The sequence below is a fragment of the Pseudoalteromonas luteoviolacea S2607 genome, from assembly GCF_001625575.1.
Classification (GTDB): Bacteria; Pseudomonadota; Gammaproteobacteria; order Enterobacterales; family Alteromonadaceae; genus Pseudoalteromonas; species Pseudoalteromonas luteoviolacea_E.
The window spans coordinates 1-16613 of the sequence record NZ_AUXV01000007.1 but is presented as its reverse complement, the minus strand read 5'-3'; the positions used below and the strand labels follow the sequence as shown (position 1 = coordinate 16613).

Genomic DNA, 16613 nt, shown 5'->3' with positions numbered 1-16613 from the left:
TGCCATTATGAACGAAAGCCAAAAAAATTCAACTTCTAGATGTTCAGACGTCCAAATGAACGAGTAAGTATATTTTCCTAAATGAGAAACAGCGTATCTAGCCAAAATAGAAAAGTGAAAGGAGCTGAGTTAGGTGTGTAGAGCAAAAGGTGGGAGGCGCAGATTAAAGGCGTATACAGAGGAAAGTCATAAAGGGTGCCCTGTGAGTAGCACCCTGTTTTTATGCAAGTAGAGGATCAACCAACATAGCCATAAGCTAACACCATCGCTAAGATAAGACCTGTTGAAGAAAAGATACCATATTCAATACTCGCCTTCAGGCGATCAGCCCCTTCTTGATTTGACTCAGAAAATGCCATGATCAAACAAGAAACGAACATACAAAAGCTGAAGAGAATTAAATTTACTTGAATTGCATCGAAAATCATTTTGTTCTCCAATGGGTGGCAAAGCAACCACGTTAAGCTGACGACTATGTCTACAAAACAAAGTGTAGCAAGAAACCTTTTAAACTTTCAATAAAAACTGAAAGTTTAATTTCACGTCGTTTATTGTTGCATCCATAAGCAAAAAGATTACAGTACGACCAATTAAAAAGAACAATAAGATAAATATGGGTATTGGAGAGGTAGCTGCTTTCACGGCAGCAGCGGTATGGGCGTTTTCAACACTGCTTTATAAACGCTTTAGTCACCATTTAAATCCGCTTGAATTAAATGTGGCTAAGGGGGTTATTGCATCCACGTTAATGGCAACGGTATTGCTCTTAACTTGGGATACGCAGCTACCCACAACTCAATTCAGTTGGGGATGGCTGATTGCCAGTGGCATTGTCGGCATAGCAATTGGAGATAGTGCTTACTTTGGTGCACTGCGCAATATAGGTCCTGCGCGTACTTTAGTCATTGAATCACTCGCGCCCGCAATTGCTGGATTACTCAATATTGCCCTGTTGGGCGTCTTTTTATCATTCACGGCTTGGTTTGGCATTATGCTTACTACCTTAGGTGTGATCATAGCTGTAAAGCCCAATCAAGCCCTACCAACAGTAGAGCGAAACACATACCAAAAAGGTGTTGTTTTCGCACTCATTGCTGCCACCTGCCAAGCGGCTGGAATGGTGTTATCTAAGGGAGCATTGAATGAGCAACAAGTGAGTAGCCTATGGGCTGCAACCATACGCTTGGTGTCTGGCACATTGGCAGTCGCGGTTATCGTTGCAGCATTTAAGCATAGCTCATTACAACGTGCGATCACACTAAAGGGAATCGATAGTAAAGGTTGGTTATTTGCCGCGGTGTTTTTTGGCACATTCATCGGCTTATGGTTGCAATTGATTTCAGTAAACAACACTGATCCAGCAATTGCACAAACCATCTTTTCTGCCGCACCACTGATGGTGATGACAATGAGCCTAATACGTAAAGAACATATTACTCGCAATATGATATTTGGTGGGTTATTGGCGTTTGGTGGGATAGTATTACTATTAAGTGGGTAGGAATTTAGGAAAGAGGCCATCACAGTTAGCCTATGCATAGAGCAATGCACGTGAGCAGACTAACTGGATGACCTTGGAGGTAGGAGGTGTGGAAGGATAAGCATCGCAAGAAGAGCAATGCGATATGAAATAATTCATTAGCAAACAACGCAATCAGCGTTTATTCAGCTAAAGCTTCGCAGTTCACATAAGAGTAATACCCTTGGCCATTGATGACGTGTTCAACTTCATTGACATACCAACGACCATTGATTTCATCAGCAACATCTTCGATTTCAACCACGCCACCAGCAACAATGTCTGGTTTGCCAAAGGTATGCAGCTGAACTGACTTATGACTGCGTTTAAATTGCGCAAGCTTGCTTTGCGCCGCTACTTGCGCGCTTGCTTCATCTGCAAAAACATAAGGCAAGATATGGCTTGGGGAGGCGGATCCCGCATTCACCACTTTTAACTCGGCGATATCAAAGTCATAAAACTTTGCTTTGACTTCACCAACAGACTTATAGTGTTGCGCATTGAGCACCCAACTGGTCAACCACTTTGGTCCTAATACCACTTCAGGTAAAGGCTGCCCAGACAATGAACGTCCAGTTCCTTTATTCATGAAAATCAGTTTGTCGTTAACAATTTTCATGAATGCATCGTATTGCTCAGCCAGTTTTGATAGTAACTGCATGTCACTTTCGCTTTGTTCAATCTGCGGTAACTGGATCTGTTGGTAACTATCTGCAATACAAGGTGATAAACCATACTGACCAGCAATTTCTGAAATCACATCAGTTAGCATCAATGGGGCATCATCTGAATTTGGCCAAGATTTAAACTTTAATGTTTTTAGTTCTTGGTCCCAAAGCACTTTGTTGCCATGCAGCTCAAGTGCCCTAACCGGACCAATTAATTGATATTCACCGACACTGTATTTACCCATTTCGACAATTGGTGCGCTGTTATCGTCAGTGCCCTGCTTGTAACCCATGCCTATTTCAAGATCTTCAGCACCTTGTGGTGCCGTGATTGGCAGGTTTCCTAGGTTGTCAAACTTTACATAACACGTATCACTTAACAGCCCAGTACGCAGAGTGACTCGTACTTCAGCGATTCGATCACGAAGTTGAGCTGCGACCTCCTTGCCATTTGCTTTAACCGAGTAGTGCGCTTGTAATTCCATGACTATTTACTCCCAAATATTGATCTCTTTGCGCACCTTAGGTTTTGGTAAATCAGGTAGAAAAATCTCAATGTTTTCTGGATATATGGGGCCTAGCTCAGCGAGTCCGTAGTTTGACTCTAAAACACGCTCAACCATGCCCGAACTGCGACCATAATGGCGGAAACAGATTAAATCTAAGCAGTCTCCATCTCGCGTGACGTACGTTACACCACTCATTATTTGGCTCCTTCGTTTCCGTCATAACGGGAAAGCTTCATCGTAAATTGAATTTCTCTAGGAATACCGTCGTTTAAAAATAGGGTGCGGGTTTCATTAATATCGGTGATGACCCACTTGTCTAATACACGCCCCACACTTGGACTAGATTTACCACTTTCCTCTACATATGTAAGTGTTAATGGCTCACCTTTTGCAGCTTCAGCACGCATCTTATCTAATTGCTTTAAGCCATCTTTAACCAACTGTGGAAAGATAGTCCCTTCGATTTCAAGCTCCTGCTTCCCCACCCCAACAAATTGCTGTACAGGTGTCGCTTGATCTGTTTGCGTATCGAGCGTTTTCCAGCGGTACTGTGTATTAAACTGGATTTTTTGATATGCAGCCGTACTTACAGAAAACTTGTATTTACCTAGCTGCATCATGTAATTGGCATGATTTATCTTTGCCATTGAAAGCCCTCTTTAAAAAGCTTAAGGGAAAACCCCTTAAGCTACATCGTTGTAATACCGCGCACGATAATCTCGCACAGCTTGCTGTTGCTGCTGCTCCAGTATTTGTTTAACCTGGATAGCAATGTCCTGTGCTTTCTCATCGCCGTTCGCATTTACCGTAATATTGGCATTAACGGTTACACTTCCAGCAAATTCCTTAGATTGCACATCACTGGTGACTTGAGATTGCACACTGCTTTGTTGCGCTAAAGACTCAGGCTTACTCACAGGCAAAGCTTTTGCAGCTCCCTGCTGAGTCGGCTTTTCGGCTTCATCGTCGCCAAATAAGCTCGCGAAGAAATTACCGCCGACTTGTGACATCGCCGCATTTGTTAAATAACCAGCAATAGGACCCAAAAACTTCCCATACTTCGGAATTTTTCCAACTAAGTGCTCTACGCCTTCTGCGCTTAGCGCACCTGTTAAAGTGCCACCGATGGTACGTGCTTTTTCTTGGGCTGATAGGTCATCATTGGCTGCCGCTTGATAAATGGTATGGCCATTCAAAGCATGACCCAGCAATTGCGTTTGTTTAGACAATTGCGCTGATTTACCCGCGGGTTTGCCAGATGCGGCATCGACTGCGGCCATCGTGCCAAGCACCATGTTTGCTTCATTGATGACATTGTCTTTGACAAACTGCAGTGGTGATCCTGGTTGGGTATTTGCGGCCGTCTCTTGAGCAAATTGCGTTTGGGCTTGTCCATCAGCCAAAACCGCGACACTCGAAGTATTAGATTCACCCGCAGCTGACTGATTGCCCTCTTTTGATTCATCATCAAAAAACCAACCGCCAAGCGTATCGCCTAACCAACTGCCAGCGGACTCTCCACCGAATGCACCAATCGCACCGCCGACGATCCCGCCAAGCGCAGTGCCTATTACTGGCACTACAGAGCCTATGGCTGCACCTGCAGCAGCGCCTGCTAACGCACCACCCATACCACCAACAGCACCGCCGACACGGCTGGACTTTTCTTGTTTGCTTAAGGAGTCATCACTCAATGCGGAGTAGGCATCCATAGCGCCCATTGCAACAGTCAAAGGAGCGTTTAACTTACCTAAATACTTTGCAGGCCCTTTGGCCAAGCTTGACAACACGCCACCTTTTTTACCGGCAAATTTACCCAGTTTTGAAAACACTGAATCATTCGCCGCCTTAGGCGCTTTATATGATCTAGCTGCTTTCGCTTTAGGTTGCGCTGTAGACTTACCACCTTTACTTTTGGCTGTTTGCTCTCCTGCTGATTTAGCTTTTCCGCCATCGAGCACTTTAAATGCTGGCTTCGCAGGCTTTTTACGCTTTGGTTTGCCTGATTTCGATGATTGATTTAATTTAGCAGCCTTTCGCTGGCCGGCATCATCACTGTCATTTTGTGATCGCTTCGCACCTTGCTTCGACTTATTACGCTTATTGGATTTTTTACGGCCCTTTTTAGATTTTTTCTTAGACTTTTCTTCTTGTTCATCACCACCGTCAAACAGTGATTCTAAACCTAAGTCACCTAAGCCAAACTCAGCCAATAAATCAGGCACCGCTCCCGTTAATGAAGACAGGTCTCCATTTAAGATTCCTTTAAAATCGAGCTTCTCAATCAATGCAGAGTGCTTCGAGAAAAGGCTTGCAGCGTCTTGCAAACCGAATGCATTGAGCAATTCAGGGGCTTGCTGCATCAAGGAGCTGAGATCTCCTTCTAAAATGGCTTTGGTATCTAGCTTTTGCAGAGCCGGTAACGCTGCATCAAGGGTTGCGCCAACTTCATCTAACCCGGCTGCTTTAAGCAGGCCAGGGGCTGCTGACATCAGGCTCGATACATCACCACTGGCAATGCCTTTCAAATCTAGCTGCTGCAAAGCGGGTAATGCTGCTCCTAGCGTTTCAGAAGCTTCATCCAATCCCGCCGCTTTGAGTAAACCTGGTGCAGCTGCCATTAAGCTAGACACGTCACCACTGGCGATGCCTTTCAGATCCAGCTGCTGTAGTGCCGGCAAGGCAGCTCCGAGTGTTTCAGATGCTTCATCCAAGCCTACTGAAGCCAGTAAATCTGGCGCGGCTGTCATTAAACTAGACACGTCTCCACTGGCAATACCTTTCAAGTCCAGCTGCTGGAGCGCAGGTAAAGCAGCTCCAAGTGTCTCGGACGCTTCATCCAAGCCTACTGAAGCCAGTAAATCTGGCGCGGCTGTCATTAAACTAGACACATCTCCACTGGCAATGCCTTTTAAATCGAGCTGCTTCAATGCCGGTAAAGCAGCATTCAACGTCGTTGATACTTGCTCAAACCCAGCTGATTTAAGTAGCTCAGGTGCAATGTCAACGACTTGACTTAAGTCACCATCAATCACTCCAGCAAGGTCAAGCTGCGAAAGCGCGGGGATATGCTGTGCTAAAGTTTCCGTAACGGCAGAGAGATCAACCGCTTTAAGTAGCTCAGGTGCTGCCTCTTGTAGACTGCTCAAATCTCCTGCCATTACCGCAGAAATATCGACTTGCTGAAGTGTAGGCAGTGCATTTTCAAGTGTTTGCGCAGCACTAGACATATCGAGCGCGTTGAGCACTTCAGGTGCTGCATCTACTAAGCTTGATAAGTCACCGCTAAAAATTTCTTTAACATTGAGTGCCTCAACTACTGGGAGTGCACCTTCTAGCGTTTTTGCCGCATCAGACAAATCAAATGCATTCAAAATTTTCGGTGCTGCACTGACTAAACTCGTCAAATCCCCTTCTAGCACATCTTTCACATTAACGGAGGAGATAGCAGGAAGAGTTTGTTCAACTATCGCACTCGCGTCGTGCATACCCAATGAGTCGAGTACTTTTGGCGCACTTTGAACAAACGTGTTTAAATCTTGACTAAATGCCGCAGTATTGCTGCTCTGTGATAAGCTTTTAGTCGCACTATCGAGGTATTCATTAAACTGTGACATACCCAGCGCATCGACCAATACAGGCGCGGCTTGTTGAATACTGTCTAACTGCAAAGCCAGTGTGCTCTGCGCATTTGAGCCCGATACCTCGGCTGTGGCAGTCGCCAAAGATTCACTCAAAGCATTGAGTGGCAAATTGTCGAATAATTTAGGGATAGCAACTTGTAACTCCGCTAAGTCGCTACTCGCTGCTGTTTGCAACTGTTGAAAATCCAAGGCGGAAACTTGCTGAGCCAACGCTTTAATAGCGCCACTTAGGCCAGTACCGTCACCAATTTTGGCATCTACTTGTGCTTTTAAAGTTTCTGATTCTTGCTCAGTTTGCGCCGCAGCTAGTATCTGCGCGCTCTGTGTCACGGCATGATTAGACTTCGCCTGTGCAGTCGCAAACTGCGTCAAATGCGTTGAAATTACCTGGCTGGTATTGCCAAGCAACTGGTTTACATTAACATTCGCCAATTGCGAAATTACAGCCTGTAATGCGTTAGTATCTAAAGGCTTTTGCGCTTTGACTAAATTAGCCAGCATACTGCCTAATTGAACATTCGGATCAACCTGATCCTGCTTAGGAAGGCGGTACTTTACTTTGTTCTTTGAACGGTCTTTAACAGACGATTCGTGATGTTTCATAATAATACCTAGGAAGAGAAATAAGCGGGAATTTATTGATTGCGCACTACCACAGGTGGCAGCACGCCAAGGTTGATAGCTCAAGACCCTAAAACTGCGCTTAAGTCCTTGAGCTATCAAACTTGCGCTGGTGAAAAAAGGCGGGTTACCCCGCCTCAGTTGCTTCTTTATAATCAATCGCTGCCTCGAACCACTCGATGAGTTCATCTTCGGTCAGCGCATTGAGTTCTTGCAAGCCCCACCCTGTGTACTTAGCCAGGGCAATCACCATTGCTTTTAGACGCTTGGGCGGGATACGAGAAAAGCCTGGAGCGCCTCACGCAACTTTACGAAGTCGCTCCAGTCTAGTTCTTCGATGATATCGGGAGACACTTCACACAGGTGTGAGAAGTAACGGATTTCGCTTTCTGATTCACTGATATCCGCTTTATCAACCATTAACCGATCGCGCACTTTAGGTCGTCTCATATTTAGTTCTGCATACTCATGCCCATCGACCGTAACAGGGAAAGTCAGTTTAATGATTTCAGTCATAGATTAAGCTCCGATTGTCTTGCGTAGGTTCGCCATATGATCAACGCCCGCGATTTCGCGGATATCGTTGTATAGGTCGATGTTGTAGATAACTTCGTTGTTAACTTCTAGCTTGTACTTTTGAACAGCATATTGAAGCGTCATTTTCGCTTCTTCGCCGTCTTTCCAGCTACCCATATCAACTTCTTTGAAGAAGCCGTGCAGAGTAACAACGACAGGCTCTGGCGCAGCACCTTGCTTCTGGATAGCGCCACGTGCAGTTAGGTTGATAGTTCTACCTGTACCACCCCAATCGCCAAGAAGCTTAAGTACATCAGCGTTGTATTCAAGTAACGTAATTGAACCCTCTAGCTTCTCTAGTTGACCAACATCTAACTCGATTGGCGCTTGGAAGCCTGAAGTTACTTCACGAGTTTTTACCGTCACTTTTGGTAGTGAAATTTCGTCTGCAACGCCAAGGTAACCCTTACCATCTACAAACAGCTTTGATTTCTTTAGGATTTTTGGAGACATTGCCATTATACGATTTCCTCTAGGTAGTTGTTAGTTAGAATGCTCTTGAATGTGATGTGCTCAGCTGGTGTTGGTGGAGTGAAATCAAAGCTGAAGTACACTTTACCCGCTTGAATGTTTTCAGGCGTATTTAGGTCTTCATCAGCCCAAATTTGACCACCTAAAATGGCACCTTGTGCTTTCAAGCTATCTAGATAAGCTTGAACACTTTCAGTTACATCTTTGATGTAAGTTGAAGTGATGTTGCGGTCAACAGCCCACATATGCGCACGAAGTAGCGAGTCATTGATCATGTCAGCTGTACGTACCACAGATAGGAAAGCCCATTTAGGATCCGTAGAGCATGTACGGTTACCCCATAGCTTGAAGCCATTTTGACGAATGATTGTTGACACTTCTTTTTCGTTTAGTAAGTTAGCACGTGCGTTTTTATCACCAAGCTGGAAGTCAACTGGACGAGCTGTACCTACAATGCCATTCATCGCAGTGTTACTTGGGCTCCACCAGAAACCACGGTCGTTATCTGACTTAGCAATCATACCCGCAACGCGAGCAGATGCTGGTTCGTTAACCAGTGCACCCTCTTTGAATACTTTTACGTGCGGGTCAACAACGAAGATACGACGTGATGAGCAGTCACCACGGTAAGTGATAGCGTCTGCATCGTTCGTATTTGGACCATCTGCAATGATAACTGCACGTAAACGCTCAGCAATGCCTACTAGTTCTGCAACAACAGGGTTTGCAGCACCAGAAGGACGTTGATGAGTATAGCCAGGAGCCACTAGGATACGCGGCGTAACACCTAATACAGACTCTGCGCCCAAGAATGCATATGCACCTTCGTAACCACCGTCAGCAGCAACGCCACCTTGGATGTTAGTCATAACTGCATTTTCATCAGCACCATCAACACGAACAACAACAACTACTGCGCCCGCTTGGTCAAAAATACCGTCAATTGCAGCAGGTAGTGTGCCCTCTGTTCCCAACAACGCAGCTTCAGCGCGTTTACCAGCAATTAAAACCGGTGTGTTAAGTGGAAATTTATCAGCATCTGCTGCCGGAGCAGTACCAATCAGACCGATTACTGAGCTTTTTACTGTTTTAATAGGGCGCGTGCCAGATTGCGCCTCGATGACTTCTACACCGTGTAGAAATTGCGACATAGATATCTCCTTTAAAGGTATGTCAATTAGCTAATAAAAAAGCCATGTAACGCATCCTGTTTTTACAAGTGCGTTAACATGGCTTAAGTTGAATTTATGTCTGCTTTATCAGAGCAGAGATAAGGATTTGAGAAGAGTTGAACAAAAAGTCAACTGTGATGCTTTAGAGCTTGATCCCCTCTATGGTGACAGGCTCATTATTTATGAGGTAAAGACCCTCAATCGTAATATCTAATTTGCCCTCGCCAGCTGGGTGTACAGATACACCCTCCAAGCGAAAGCGTGGTTCCCATTTATCTAATGCATTTGCAATAGACATGGTAATATCACCCACTAAATTGTGAGAAAATGGACTATCTAATAGTTCAAATAGGCCACAACCATAGTCACGTCGCATGACACGACTGCCCAGAGGTGTCGTGACAATATCGCGAATGCTTTGTTTCAGGTGCTCAACGCCACCTAAAGGTTTGCCTGTTTCGGCATTCATGCCAATCATTATTTATCCTCCGACGGTAAAACTCCCTACCCCAATAGCGATTTTAGCGCCACAATTGGTAGGGTCTCCAAGTCTTGCAACTGCTTTGCCCCCAATGGTAAATGAAGATGCACCCGCTGCAACAACCATCCCTGAATGCTTCACCTTAGGGTCAGGTATATAAACATGTTCACTCACACTGTCACCCACCCGTAATACTGGCACACCACCCACGGTAAACTTAGGTCCAGAAGCGGAAATAGTGCCAGGTGCAAACCCTGCGTGAACATCTGTAATCGCGCCATCGACTGAAATTGCAGGCATAACTCACCCCTCTTGTGCGCTAATATTCGCGCCATTTAGTTTGAGCGTTGCTGACGCACGAACATCGACATTACTGCCTGTTGCAGTTACAGCGACCGAGTCGCCTTTAAGATTCAGAGCGCCCGCGGCCACAATATCAATGTTGGCACTGCCGTTTACTGACACATTGTCACCGACGGTGACATCAGCAGTCCCCGTCACATCGACTTGTGCCGCACCACCGATGGTGACTGCTGCGTTGTTCACTACCTCAACATTCGCATCATTGCCCACTTTGATATTCGTATCGTTATGACACTCAACATTGATATCCCCACCGCTGTAAATATTGATTTTCGCTAGCGGGTCAGATTGAGGTATAAAAATATCATAGGCATGATTCTCTCGGTCATACTGAACTATGGCACCGTCTTGATAACGAGTACGCTGTACATGCTCTCTAGATTCAGGAGCCACAGCTTGCAACGCCTGAACTAAGCTTCCGCCAGCACTCGTTGCATCGGTAACATGGGTCATCTTATGATGAGGTTGTTGATGCGCATTCGCATATAAGCTTCCAAGTACAACACCTTGCGCAGTATCACCACATGGCGAGAGCACCATGACTTGCTCGCCCACTTCTGGTGCCTGCCATGTCATATCTTGGGCTGCCTGACTAGTGAGCCATGGCAGTTTCGCTGTCAGCCACTCCCCTATTCTCACTGTCACCCTAGCTAATTCGTAGTCCACCTCTTCCACCGTGCCCACGGAGATAAGCTTGGCAAAGCGATGCTGTAAATCAGATACAGCCAGTTCAGACTGCTGTCGATTAACTAACATATTTTCTCCTAAGCTGGTGTTGTGGTCTTGCTTATTAGCTTGTATTCGCCCCCTTTCGGGCCTAGATACACTTCTTTAACTTCTGGCCCGGCCGGATCGTCAGGGTATTCCACTTGGTAGTAAAATGCCCAATCCAACTGAGCTTTCGCAAGTGTTGTGCTAACCTGGTGACTGAATGTAAAATCACTTTTCTCAGCGATAAAGTGCTGCCAATAGGTGGGCATTTCGTCCACCATCACAAGTGCCTCACACTGACTTATCAATTGATCAAGTCTTTGCAACAGCTGTGCGTTATCGGCATCTTCCAACTCAATTTCTAGCTGCAGCTGCAACACTCTTCTATCGAGTGAATTTGGACTGAGGTTTTTGTTATACGACGGTCCATACGTCACGCCTTTGTCGGCGCCTTTTGCCTGCAGTTCACTGGCTTGACGTTCGCCTAGCAGCTTGACTGTCAGTTGGGCTTGCTGCGTCAGATCTGGGTAGGGCTGTGTGGCTTTTAACAGCCCCACTTGTGCCACCCCTTGAAGTCCAGATGATAAGCATTCAAGCACCTTATTAATTAAGGTACATCTTTGCATGAGGTTAATTACTCTTTAAAGTTAAAACTTGTGATGGTTGTGACTCGTGGGAAGCAAGTGAGTCGAGAAGGACGAAATGCCCGAACAGGTTACCCAGGAAATGGAAAACGCGCTTTTATCTCCGCAACTTTTTCCAGCCAAGCTTGTTTCGTTGAGTCTGTTTGGTCATACTGCCACTCCATGAATAGCGGATCAGACTCTAAGATATAAGCCATTCGACGCGCTTCCAACGCCTCTCCTTGAGAGTATTCAAAAGTCAGCTCATCCACAGGAATGTCAATTTCGTTCACTGCGAGAAACTGTGCAACTTGCGCAGAGTTCAAAGCTTCACCGATTGATGCAATCAAGGTGTCATTATGTTTAATTTGCATAGCATTAATTCCTTATTACATCACTTGATTAAGGCGTCAACTCAGCACGCAATTGCGAAATAGCGGACGATACATCAGCTGGACGAGCAAATTCTGGATAAACGCCCCAACCCGCCTTTTCGAAATCGACATAACCACTGACCGTTCCGAATAAACAAATCAGCGCTTCACCTTCTTCCAGTAATGAGGTAGACAAAGCAAGCTTCGTATGCGGTGCATAAAAAGGCTTAGCTGTATTGTCTGCTTTTTGGCGATAACCCAGTAATTGCCAGCCATTATTGAAACTCTTCACCGGTTGCATGGAACCTTCAACCGTGCCTGATAACAACTTAAAATAGCACCCACTGGTTATTGCCCCCTGCTGATACCGAGTATTCCAGTTGTTATCGAGCCTCGCCGGATGATTAACGTTACTTCGCTTCCATTTAATTCTTAAGATATGAAAGCCACCGTTTACATAGCCATTGTAAACATTGCTGCGAAAATCTCGTGCAATGCCATTGCCAGTGTGATCCGTATCATTCGCAGCCGCCGCATAAATAGTGGCCTCTTTGATAACTTCGAATCTTTCTAAACCAATAGTGGTGAACCCTTTGATTGCAGTGCCGCTATCATTAGGCTCCATTTGCTGGTTTTTGCTCATCAAAATATGAGATAGCTCAGCGCGGGCACCACCCATATAATTATCGAATTTAGTTTCTGCAGACTGAATAGCTGCGTTAAGTACACCTAAATGTGCGTTAACCGTTTCACTCATCGCATTTGCTCGCGCCGCGACGTGGGTGAGCCTTTCAGTTATGCTCATATTGTCTTCAGACATGATAATTCCTGCCGTTTATTGGCTTTACAAAATAGTAAAGCCACATCATGATTCGTGTTTACTCAGCTAAAATTGGCCAAGTCACCTCTTGGGGGCTTGCAAAACGCTCAGGTAAATCACGTAGAGCTTGGCGATAAGTTGCCAATTCCGTAGGTACAGCTTGCGATGCTTCTAAGGCTCTAAGTACCTTTAAGTCCGATGCTGCCAACAAATTATCTCGTTGCGAGCGCACAGTTACCCAAGTGATGTCCTGACCGTGCTGCTCAGTTTCGATATTATTACTCATAGGTTATTGCTCCCAAGTTGGCGCAGTTTGAGTAACCCTGTCAGCACAAGGTCGACCGTTTACTGAGCTGTATTCACATTTAGCCATGAATGCGCGACCTGAGCCACAATGAGGACGCGTGTCTACCTTCAGAGTCACTCGCGCACGGCCTTTACCATAGCCCTTGTTGATCTGTCTAAAGAACACAGTTAGGGTTTTTCCTACATCCGCAGAAGTAATTGGTATTTCACGAGGCTCTTCACCAGGTTCTGAGATATATATTGAAATGGCTGTTTCGTGCATGATTTTCTTCACTTCAATTTGTGCAGAAACGCAATCATGTGAAGACGTACCATTGATGACGATGTGGTCAACATACGAAGCCATACCTCTATGTGACATGACAAAGTCACAGTTAAAAGTGTCTCCATCCGAACCAAAGTGATCTCCAATATTTTGGGCATCAAATTCGACTAGATTGACGTAATAAGGAGGCTGTGGATTAGCACAGGTGCGGTAACTAGAGTCAGGACCATCCGACGCTGCAGTATATCCTCCAGAGTTCAAGCTTGATTTGAAGGAAAAGCGCTTTGTTAGTCCTTCCTTGTAGACATCAACACCATTGATTGTCTCCACAATGCCATTTTTTAGGTTTGTAAAATGCGTATTCAAGTCACTTTTTGCTTGTATGACTTTAGTATCTACTTCTGTAGATTTGGCGTTTAACGTAGAGTTAATATTGTCAATTTGACCTTGAACTGTGTTGCAAAGCGCATTTGAGCGTGTAACTACAGCAGCTAATTGTTCCGTAATTGTTGTATGTTCGTTTGACATGGTTTCTCTCTAATTTATGACTGTGCGTTTTCTAAAGCGAGCAATCTAAGCTCTTGGTTTAATTGACGGTGCATTGTGTCTAGTTGCACTAAAGTAATATCTGCAAGCTCGTTATCTAACAGCATGTTGAAGTTATCTACACCAGGTTTTACTTCAACGCTGTTAGAAGGTAATTGCGCAAGACTCAATGTGACACTTTGTAAAATCTTTACGTCCGGAGTTCTATAACCTAACGTGCGGTTTGGCTCAGAATACACACCCAATAAAATTAAGTTGTTATCACTGCCCACTGGCTCGTCGATTTGAATAAAAACGCCAACTTCTCTAATTGCATATTCAGGGGCTGAAATCTTTTTATCGAACAGGGCCACAACCGTAACTTGATGGTTTTCATCCGTCTCATAGTTATCATCACGAATGGGCTGAAGTTCTTTAAGATTATGCAAGCTCGTTTGCGTTTGAGTTGGTGTATAGCTTGCGTCACCAAACGCCATATGGCTTATTTGCGCTTTTTTACCATTGGCTTTTGCCGCCAATAAAGCATCTAAGCCTACCTGGGTAAACTGCAGCGTTAATGCAGACATTAAGCAGCTCCTTGTAAGTTAAAATGTTGATAAATTATTTGCCGCGTAACGTTCACTAAATACTCATTCCCAGTGCCGTTACTCGGTAAAATCCCTTGTCCTGCAACACTGATATGTGTTGCTTGTGCGCTATGCACAGCGCCACTCACACAATAAACTTTGTGCACTCCCTCTGGTTTCACACCATTGGCCGCAACGGTGTAATGACCGGATTGATGTGAATTTGTCGCACCACAAACCGAACTAACGCCTGTGGGCTTTGGGGGTAGAACGCCCTTGCCTGATATGGCTAAAGAACCTGATTGGAAAGTTTCTGCGGCTCCGATTGGTACCGTATGTTGCTTTAACTTAGGTGGTTTAACACCAACTCCATTAGGCGCATCAATACGTTTAAAAACAGCGGAGGATACTGCGCCCACAACACCAACTTGCTCTGTAAATGCCAGCCCCAGTTGTACGTCAATGTGAATCGAGCCACGCTTTACTGACTCAACAATACGGCGGACACGTTTTAACATTTGGGGGGTCAGCATTCCTTGCTGATACTCATCCAAATTACTATTTATAAGCGCCCAAACTTGTACCGTGCCACGAGGTAATTCGTCGGGGTTTTCTCCCTGCCACCACTCTCTAATTTCCGTTTTAATATTGAGACTATCGAGCGCTTTTTGTAGAGCGAATGGTGTGCCTTTGACTTGGTGAACAGCAAATGCATCACTTATCACCTGTCGCTTAAGTTCTTCATTCCAACTTTCATCCCACTCATCAACGGATACCGACCATGCCAACCAGGGCAATAGTGGTGTAGGACAAAGAAACGGGTCCCAAAGACTTGAAATCAGTAGCCGAGCATCATTGAGCACGCAAGCAGATTTTAGCTGAGCCCTTTTTTGAGTATCTGATGCATTCGGCTCCCAATTTTCGATGGCAAGCTTCTCTGCTATTTCATTTAATTGTGCGTCATCACAAAACTCTGGGAAATCGATTAACGCAAGTAGATGCTTAGTTTGACTCTGTAATAACAGTTCAGGATTAATTAGTACCTCTGATGGAGACATGTAACATAACTTTGCCAACCAAACCAGTTGTGCATCGCTGCGAGAAGATAACCTCAGTAGTGAGATCAATAACTGGCGAACCGAATTATTTGGTACCAACACATCACTTAATGCTTTCGTCAGTATGGAGGCATTTGAAGGCAGTAACTTATTCATAGACATTTTCCATCGTTACTGTCACAGACTCACAATATGGTGCTTCTGTTGGTAAAACGAGGACATCGCTCGCAGGGCTTATCAGCGTCACATCTTCAACACCAGATTGATGCAGTGCCGCATAAATACCTGCTCGAGTAACTTTTTTACCAAGATATTGTCTAGATTTACAATATTCCAACACAGCTTGCTTAGCTGTCGTTACTAGCGTCTCACCTGAAGGACCATATAAAATTGACAACTCTGCCTGTACCGAAAACGGTTTAATATGCGCCTTGTTGACGACTACCCGGTCACCTAAAGGCCTTACTTTAGAGGCTACTTCGTCGACTTTGGGTTGCGCTCTTCCTTGAGCCGCAAAATACTTCTGAACAGATTCAATTAATGCATCGCTCGCATAACCATTGCCAACATGGCTTAATATGGTTAGTACAATGTCACACGGCTCTGGACTATGTACTGCCACATCTTTAATCTCAGCGTCACAAGACATCGTGTGATAGATATATGACTCACTACTTCCCGCCGTATTCAACCCATCAAAGGCCAATTGAATGCGTTGCTTAAATGCAGTATCGGATTCATTTGGCTGCGTTTTTCGCGTTATATTGTATCTAGCAGCGATCGCGTCTAAATCATGCCCTTGCGCTGAAGCTAGCATGTTTCCTTTCACAGCATCATTGACATTCTGCGCTTGTAAAATTTGTTGATAAGCTAAAGTCTGCAGTAGCATTGCCACCGGATCACTTTCCAGTGAAAGTGCAGCTTCATATTGCGGATTGTCTTGCAAAAACTGCGCTTTTAATTGCTCATATAAAACTTCAAAATCGAGCGATTTAATTAAATCAGGAACAGGTACTTGAGATAAGTCCAATTTAGTGAAACCACTCATAATTCTTCTTCCTTAAATAAAAAACCCACACTGTAATTAGTGTGGGCTTTGATTCACGGGATAACTGTGTAAGCTTTTACAAGCTTAGGCATATATTACTGATTTTAAGGGTTTAAAACAGGTCATTATTGACCGCCTTTAAGCTGTGATAAAAGCCCCAAATAAAAAAGCCACACTCGCTTATTTTTTAACAAGCTATGTGGCTTTTAAATTAACTTTGATTGGGTATTAAGCTTTTCTCAAGCTTAGGTGTATTTTACTGATTTTAAGGC

At 44.7% G+C, this 16613-nt stretch carries 21 protein-coding genes; 1 reads left to right on the top strand and 20 read right to left on the bottom strand.

Annotation, left to right across the window (positions count from 1 at the left end):
* Positions 1 to 236 precede the first annotated feature (236 nt).
* On the bottom strand, positions 237 to 428 hold the full coding sequence (locus N480_RS05635) for a hypothetical protein (protein ID WP_063371552.1): 192 nt from the start codon (positions 426 to 428) through the stop codon (positions 237 to 239).
* A gap of 185 nt (positions 429 to 613) precedes the next feature.
* Here N480_RS05635 and N480_RS05630 point away from each other — a divergent pair, with 185 nt between their 5' ends.
* Entirely contained in the window at positions 614 to 1501 is an 888-nt protein-coding gene (locus tag N480_RS05630; protein WP_063371551.1) for a DMT family transporter, read from the top strand.
* A 160-nt stretch (positions 1502 to 1661) separates the two neighbouring features.
* On the opposite strand, the gene N480_RS24945 is transcribed toward N480_RS05630, so the two are convergent.
* From N480_RS24945 to N480_RS05540, 19 genes are all read right to left on the bottom strand, one after another.
* On the bottom strand, positions 1662 to 2672 hold the full coding sequence (locus N480_RS24945) for a phage late control D family protein (protein WP_081225467.1): 1011 nt from the start codon (positions 2670 to 2672) through the stop codon (positions 1662 to 1664).
* A gap of 6 nt (positions 2673 to 2678) precedes the next feature.
* Entirely contained in the window at positions 2679 to 2891 is a 213-nt protein-coding gene (locus N480_RS05620) for a tail protein X (RefSeq protein WP_063371550.1), read from the bottom strand.
* Positions 2891 to 3343, bottom strand: coding sequence for a phage tail protein (locus N480_RS05615; RefSeq protein ID WP_063371549.1), 453 nt, complete (start codon positions 3341 to 3343; stop codon positions 2891 to 2893). The genes N480_RS05620 and N480_RS05615 overlap by 1 nt, the downstream gene beginning before the upstream one ends.
* Positions 3344 to 3379: 36 nt before the next feature.
* Positions 3380 to 6943: a hypothetical protein gene (locus N480_RS05610; protein ID WP_063371548.1), complete on the bottom strand. Its 3564-nt coding sequence runs from the start codon at positions 6941 to 6943 to the stop codon at positions 3380 to 3382.
* Positions 6944 to 7088: 145 nt separating this feature from the next.
* On the bottom strand, positions 7089 to 7214 hold the full coding sequence (locus tag N480_RS25890; protein ID WP_268831934.1) for a hypothetical protein: 126 nt from the start codon (positions 7212 to 7214) through the stop codon (positions 7089 to 7091).
* Between the two features lie 5 nt (positions 7215 to 7219).
* Entirely contained in the window at positions 7220 to 7477 is a 258-nt protein-coding gene (locus tag N480_RS05605; protein ID WP_063359625.1) for a phage tail assembly protein, read from the bottom strand.
* A gap of 3 nt (positions 7478 to 7480) precedes the next feature.
* On the bottom strand, positions 7481 to 7996 hold the full coding sequence (locus N480_RS05600) for a phage major tail tube protein (RefSeq protein ID WP_081227770.1): 516 nt from the start codon (positions 7994 to 7996) through the stop codon (positions 7481 to 7483).
* The gene (locus tag N480_RS05595) at positions 7996 to 9159 is read right to left on the bottom strand and encodes a phage tail sheath subtilisin-like domain-containing protein (protein WP_063371547.1); all 1164 of its coding nucleotides are present in this window, start codon (positions 9157 to 9159) and stop codon (positions 7996 to 7998) included. Before N480_RS05595 ends, N480_RS05600 begins: the two co-directional genes overlap by 1 nt.
* Before the next feature lie 163 nt (positions 9160 to 9322).
* On the bottom strand, positions 9323 to 9658 hold the full coding sequence (locus tag N480_RS05590; protein WP_063371546.1) for a GPW/gp25 family protein: 336 nt from the start codon (positions 9656 to 9658) through the stop codon (positions 9323 to 9325).
* Between the two features lie 3 nt (positions 9659 to 9661).
* Positions 9662 to 9961 carry a PAAR domain-containing protein gene (locus N480_RS05585; protein WP_063371545.1) on the bottom strand — a complete coding sequence of 100 codons (300 nt, stop codon included), beginning with the start codon at positions 9959 to 9961 and terminating at the stop codon, positions 9662 to 9664.
* A gap of 3 nt (positions 9962 to 9964) precedes the next feature.
* On the bottom strand, positions 9965 to 10780 hold the full coding sequence (locus tag N480_RS05580) for a phage baseplate assembly protein V (protein ID WP_063371544.1): 816 nt from the start codon (positions 10778 to 10780) through the stop codon (positions 9965 to 9967).
* An 8-nt stretch (positions 10781 to 10788) separates the two neighbouring features.
* Positions 10789 to 11361 carry a hypothetical protein gene (locus tag N480_RS05575; RefSeq protein WP_063371543.1) on the bottom strand — a complete coding sequence of 191 codons (573 nt, stop codon included), beginning with the start codon at positions 11359 to 11361 and terminating at the stop codon, positions 10789 to 10791.
* 89 nt (positions 11362 to 11450) lie between these two features.
* The gene (locus tag N480_RS05570; RefSeq protein WP_063371542.1) at positions 11451 to 11732 is read right to left on the bottom strand and encodes a hypothetical protein; all 282 of its coding nucleotides are present in this window, start codon (positions 11730 to 11732) and stop codon (positions 11451 to 11453) included.
* A 28-nt stretch (positions 11733 to 11760) separates the two neighbouring features.
* Complete coding sequence (locus tag N480_RS05565) at positions 11761 to 12552, bottom strand: hypothetical protein (RefSeq protein WP_231101472.1); 792 nt, start codon at positions 12550 to 12552, stop codon at positions 11761 to 11763.
* A 58-nt stretch (positions 12553 to 12610) separates the two neighbouring features.
* Positions 12611 to 12838 carry a phage tail assembly chaperone gene (locus tag N480_RS05560; RefSeq protein WP_063371541.1) on the bottom strand — a complete coding sequence of 76 codons (228 nt, stop codon included), beginning with the start codon at positions 12836 to 12838 and terminating at the stop codon, positions 12611 to 12613.
* A gap of 3 nt (positions 12839 to 12841) precedes the next feature.
* The gene (locus N480_RS05555) at positions 12842 to 13651 is read right to left on the bottom strand and encodes a hypothetical protein (RefSeq protein WP_063371540.1); all 810 of its coding nucleotides are present in this window, start codon (positions 13649 to 13651) and stop codon (positions 12842 to 12844) included.
* A gap of 14 nt (positions 13652 to 13665) precedes the next feature.
* Entirely contained in the window at positions 13666 to 14235 is a 570-nt protein-coding gene (locus N480_RS05550) for a phage tail protein (protein WP_063371539.1), read from the bottom strand.
* Complete coding sequence (locus N480_RS05545) at positions 14235 to 15449, bottom strand: phage tail protein I (RefSeq protein ID WP_063371538.1); 1215 nt, start codon at positions 15447 to 15449, stop codon at positions 14235 to 14237. Before N480_RS05545 ends, N480_RS05550 begins: the two co-directional genes overlap by 1 nt.
* Positions 15442 to 16341 carry a baseplate assembly protein gene (locus tag N480_RS05540; RefSeq protein ID WP_063371537.1) on the bottom strand — a complete coding sequence of 300 codons (900 nt, stop codon included), beginning with the start codon at positions 16339 to 16341 and terminating at the stop codon, positions 15442 to 15444. The genes N480_RS05545 and N480_RS05540 overlap by 8 nt, the downstream gene beginning before the upstream one ends.
* Positions 16342 to 16613: the final 272 nt, after the last annotated feature.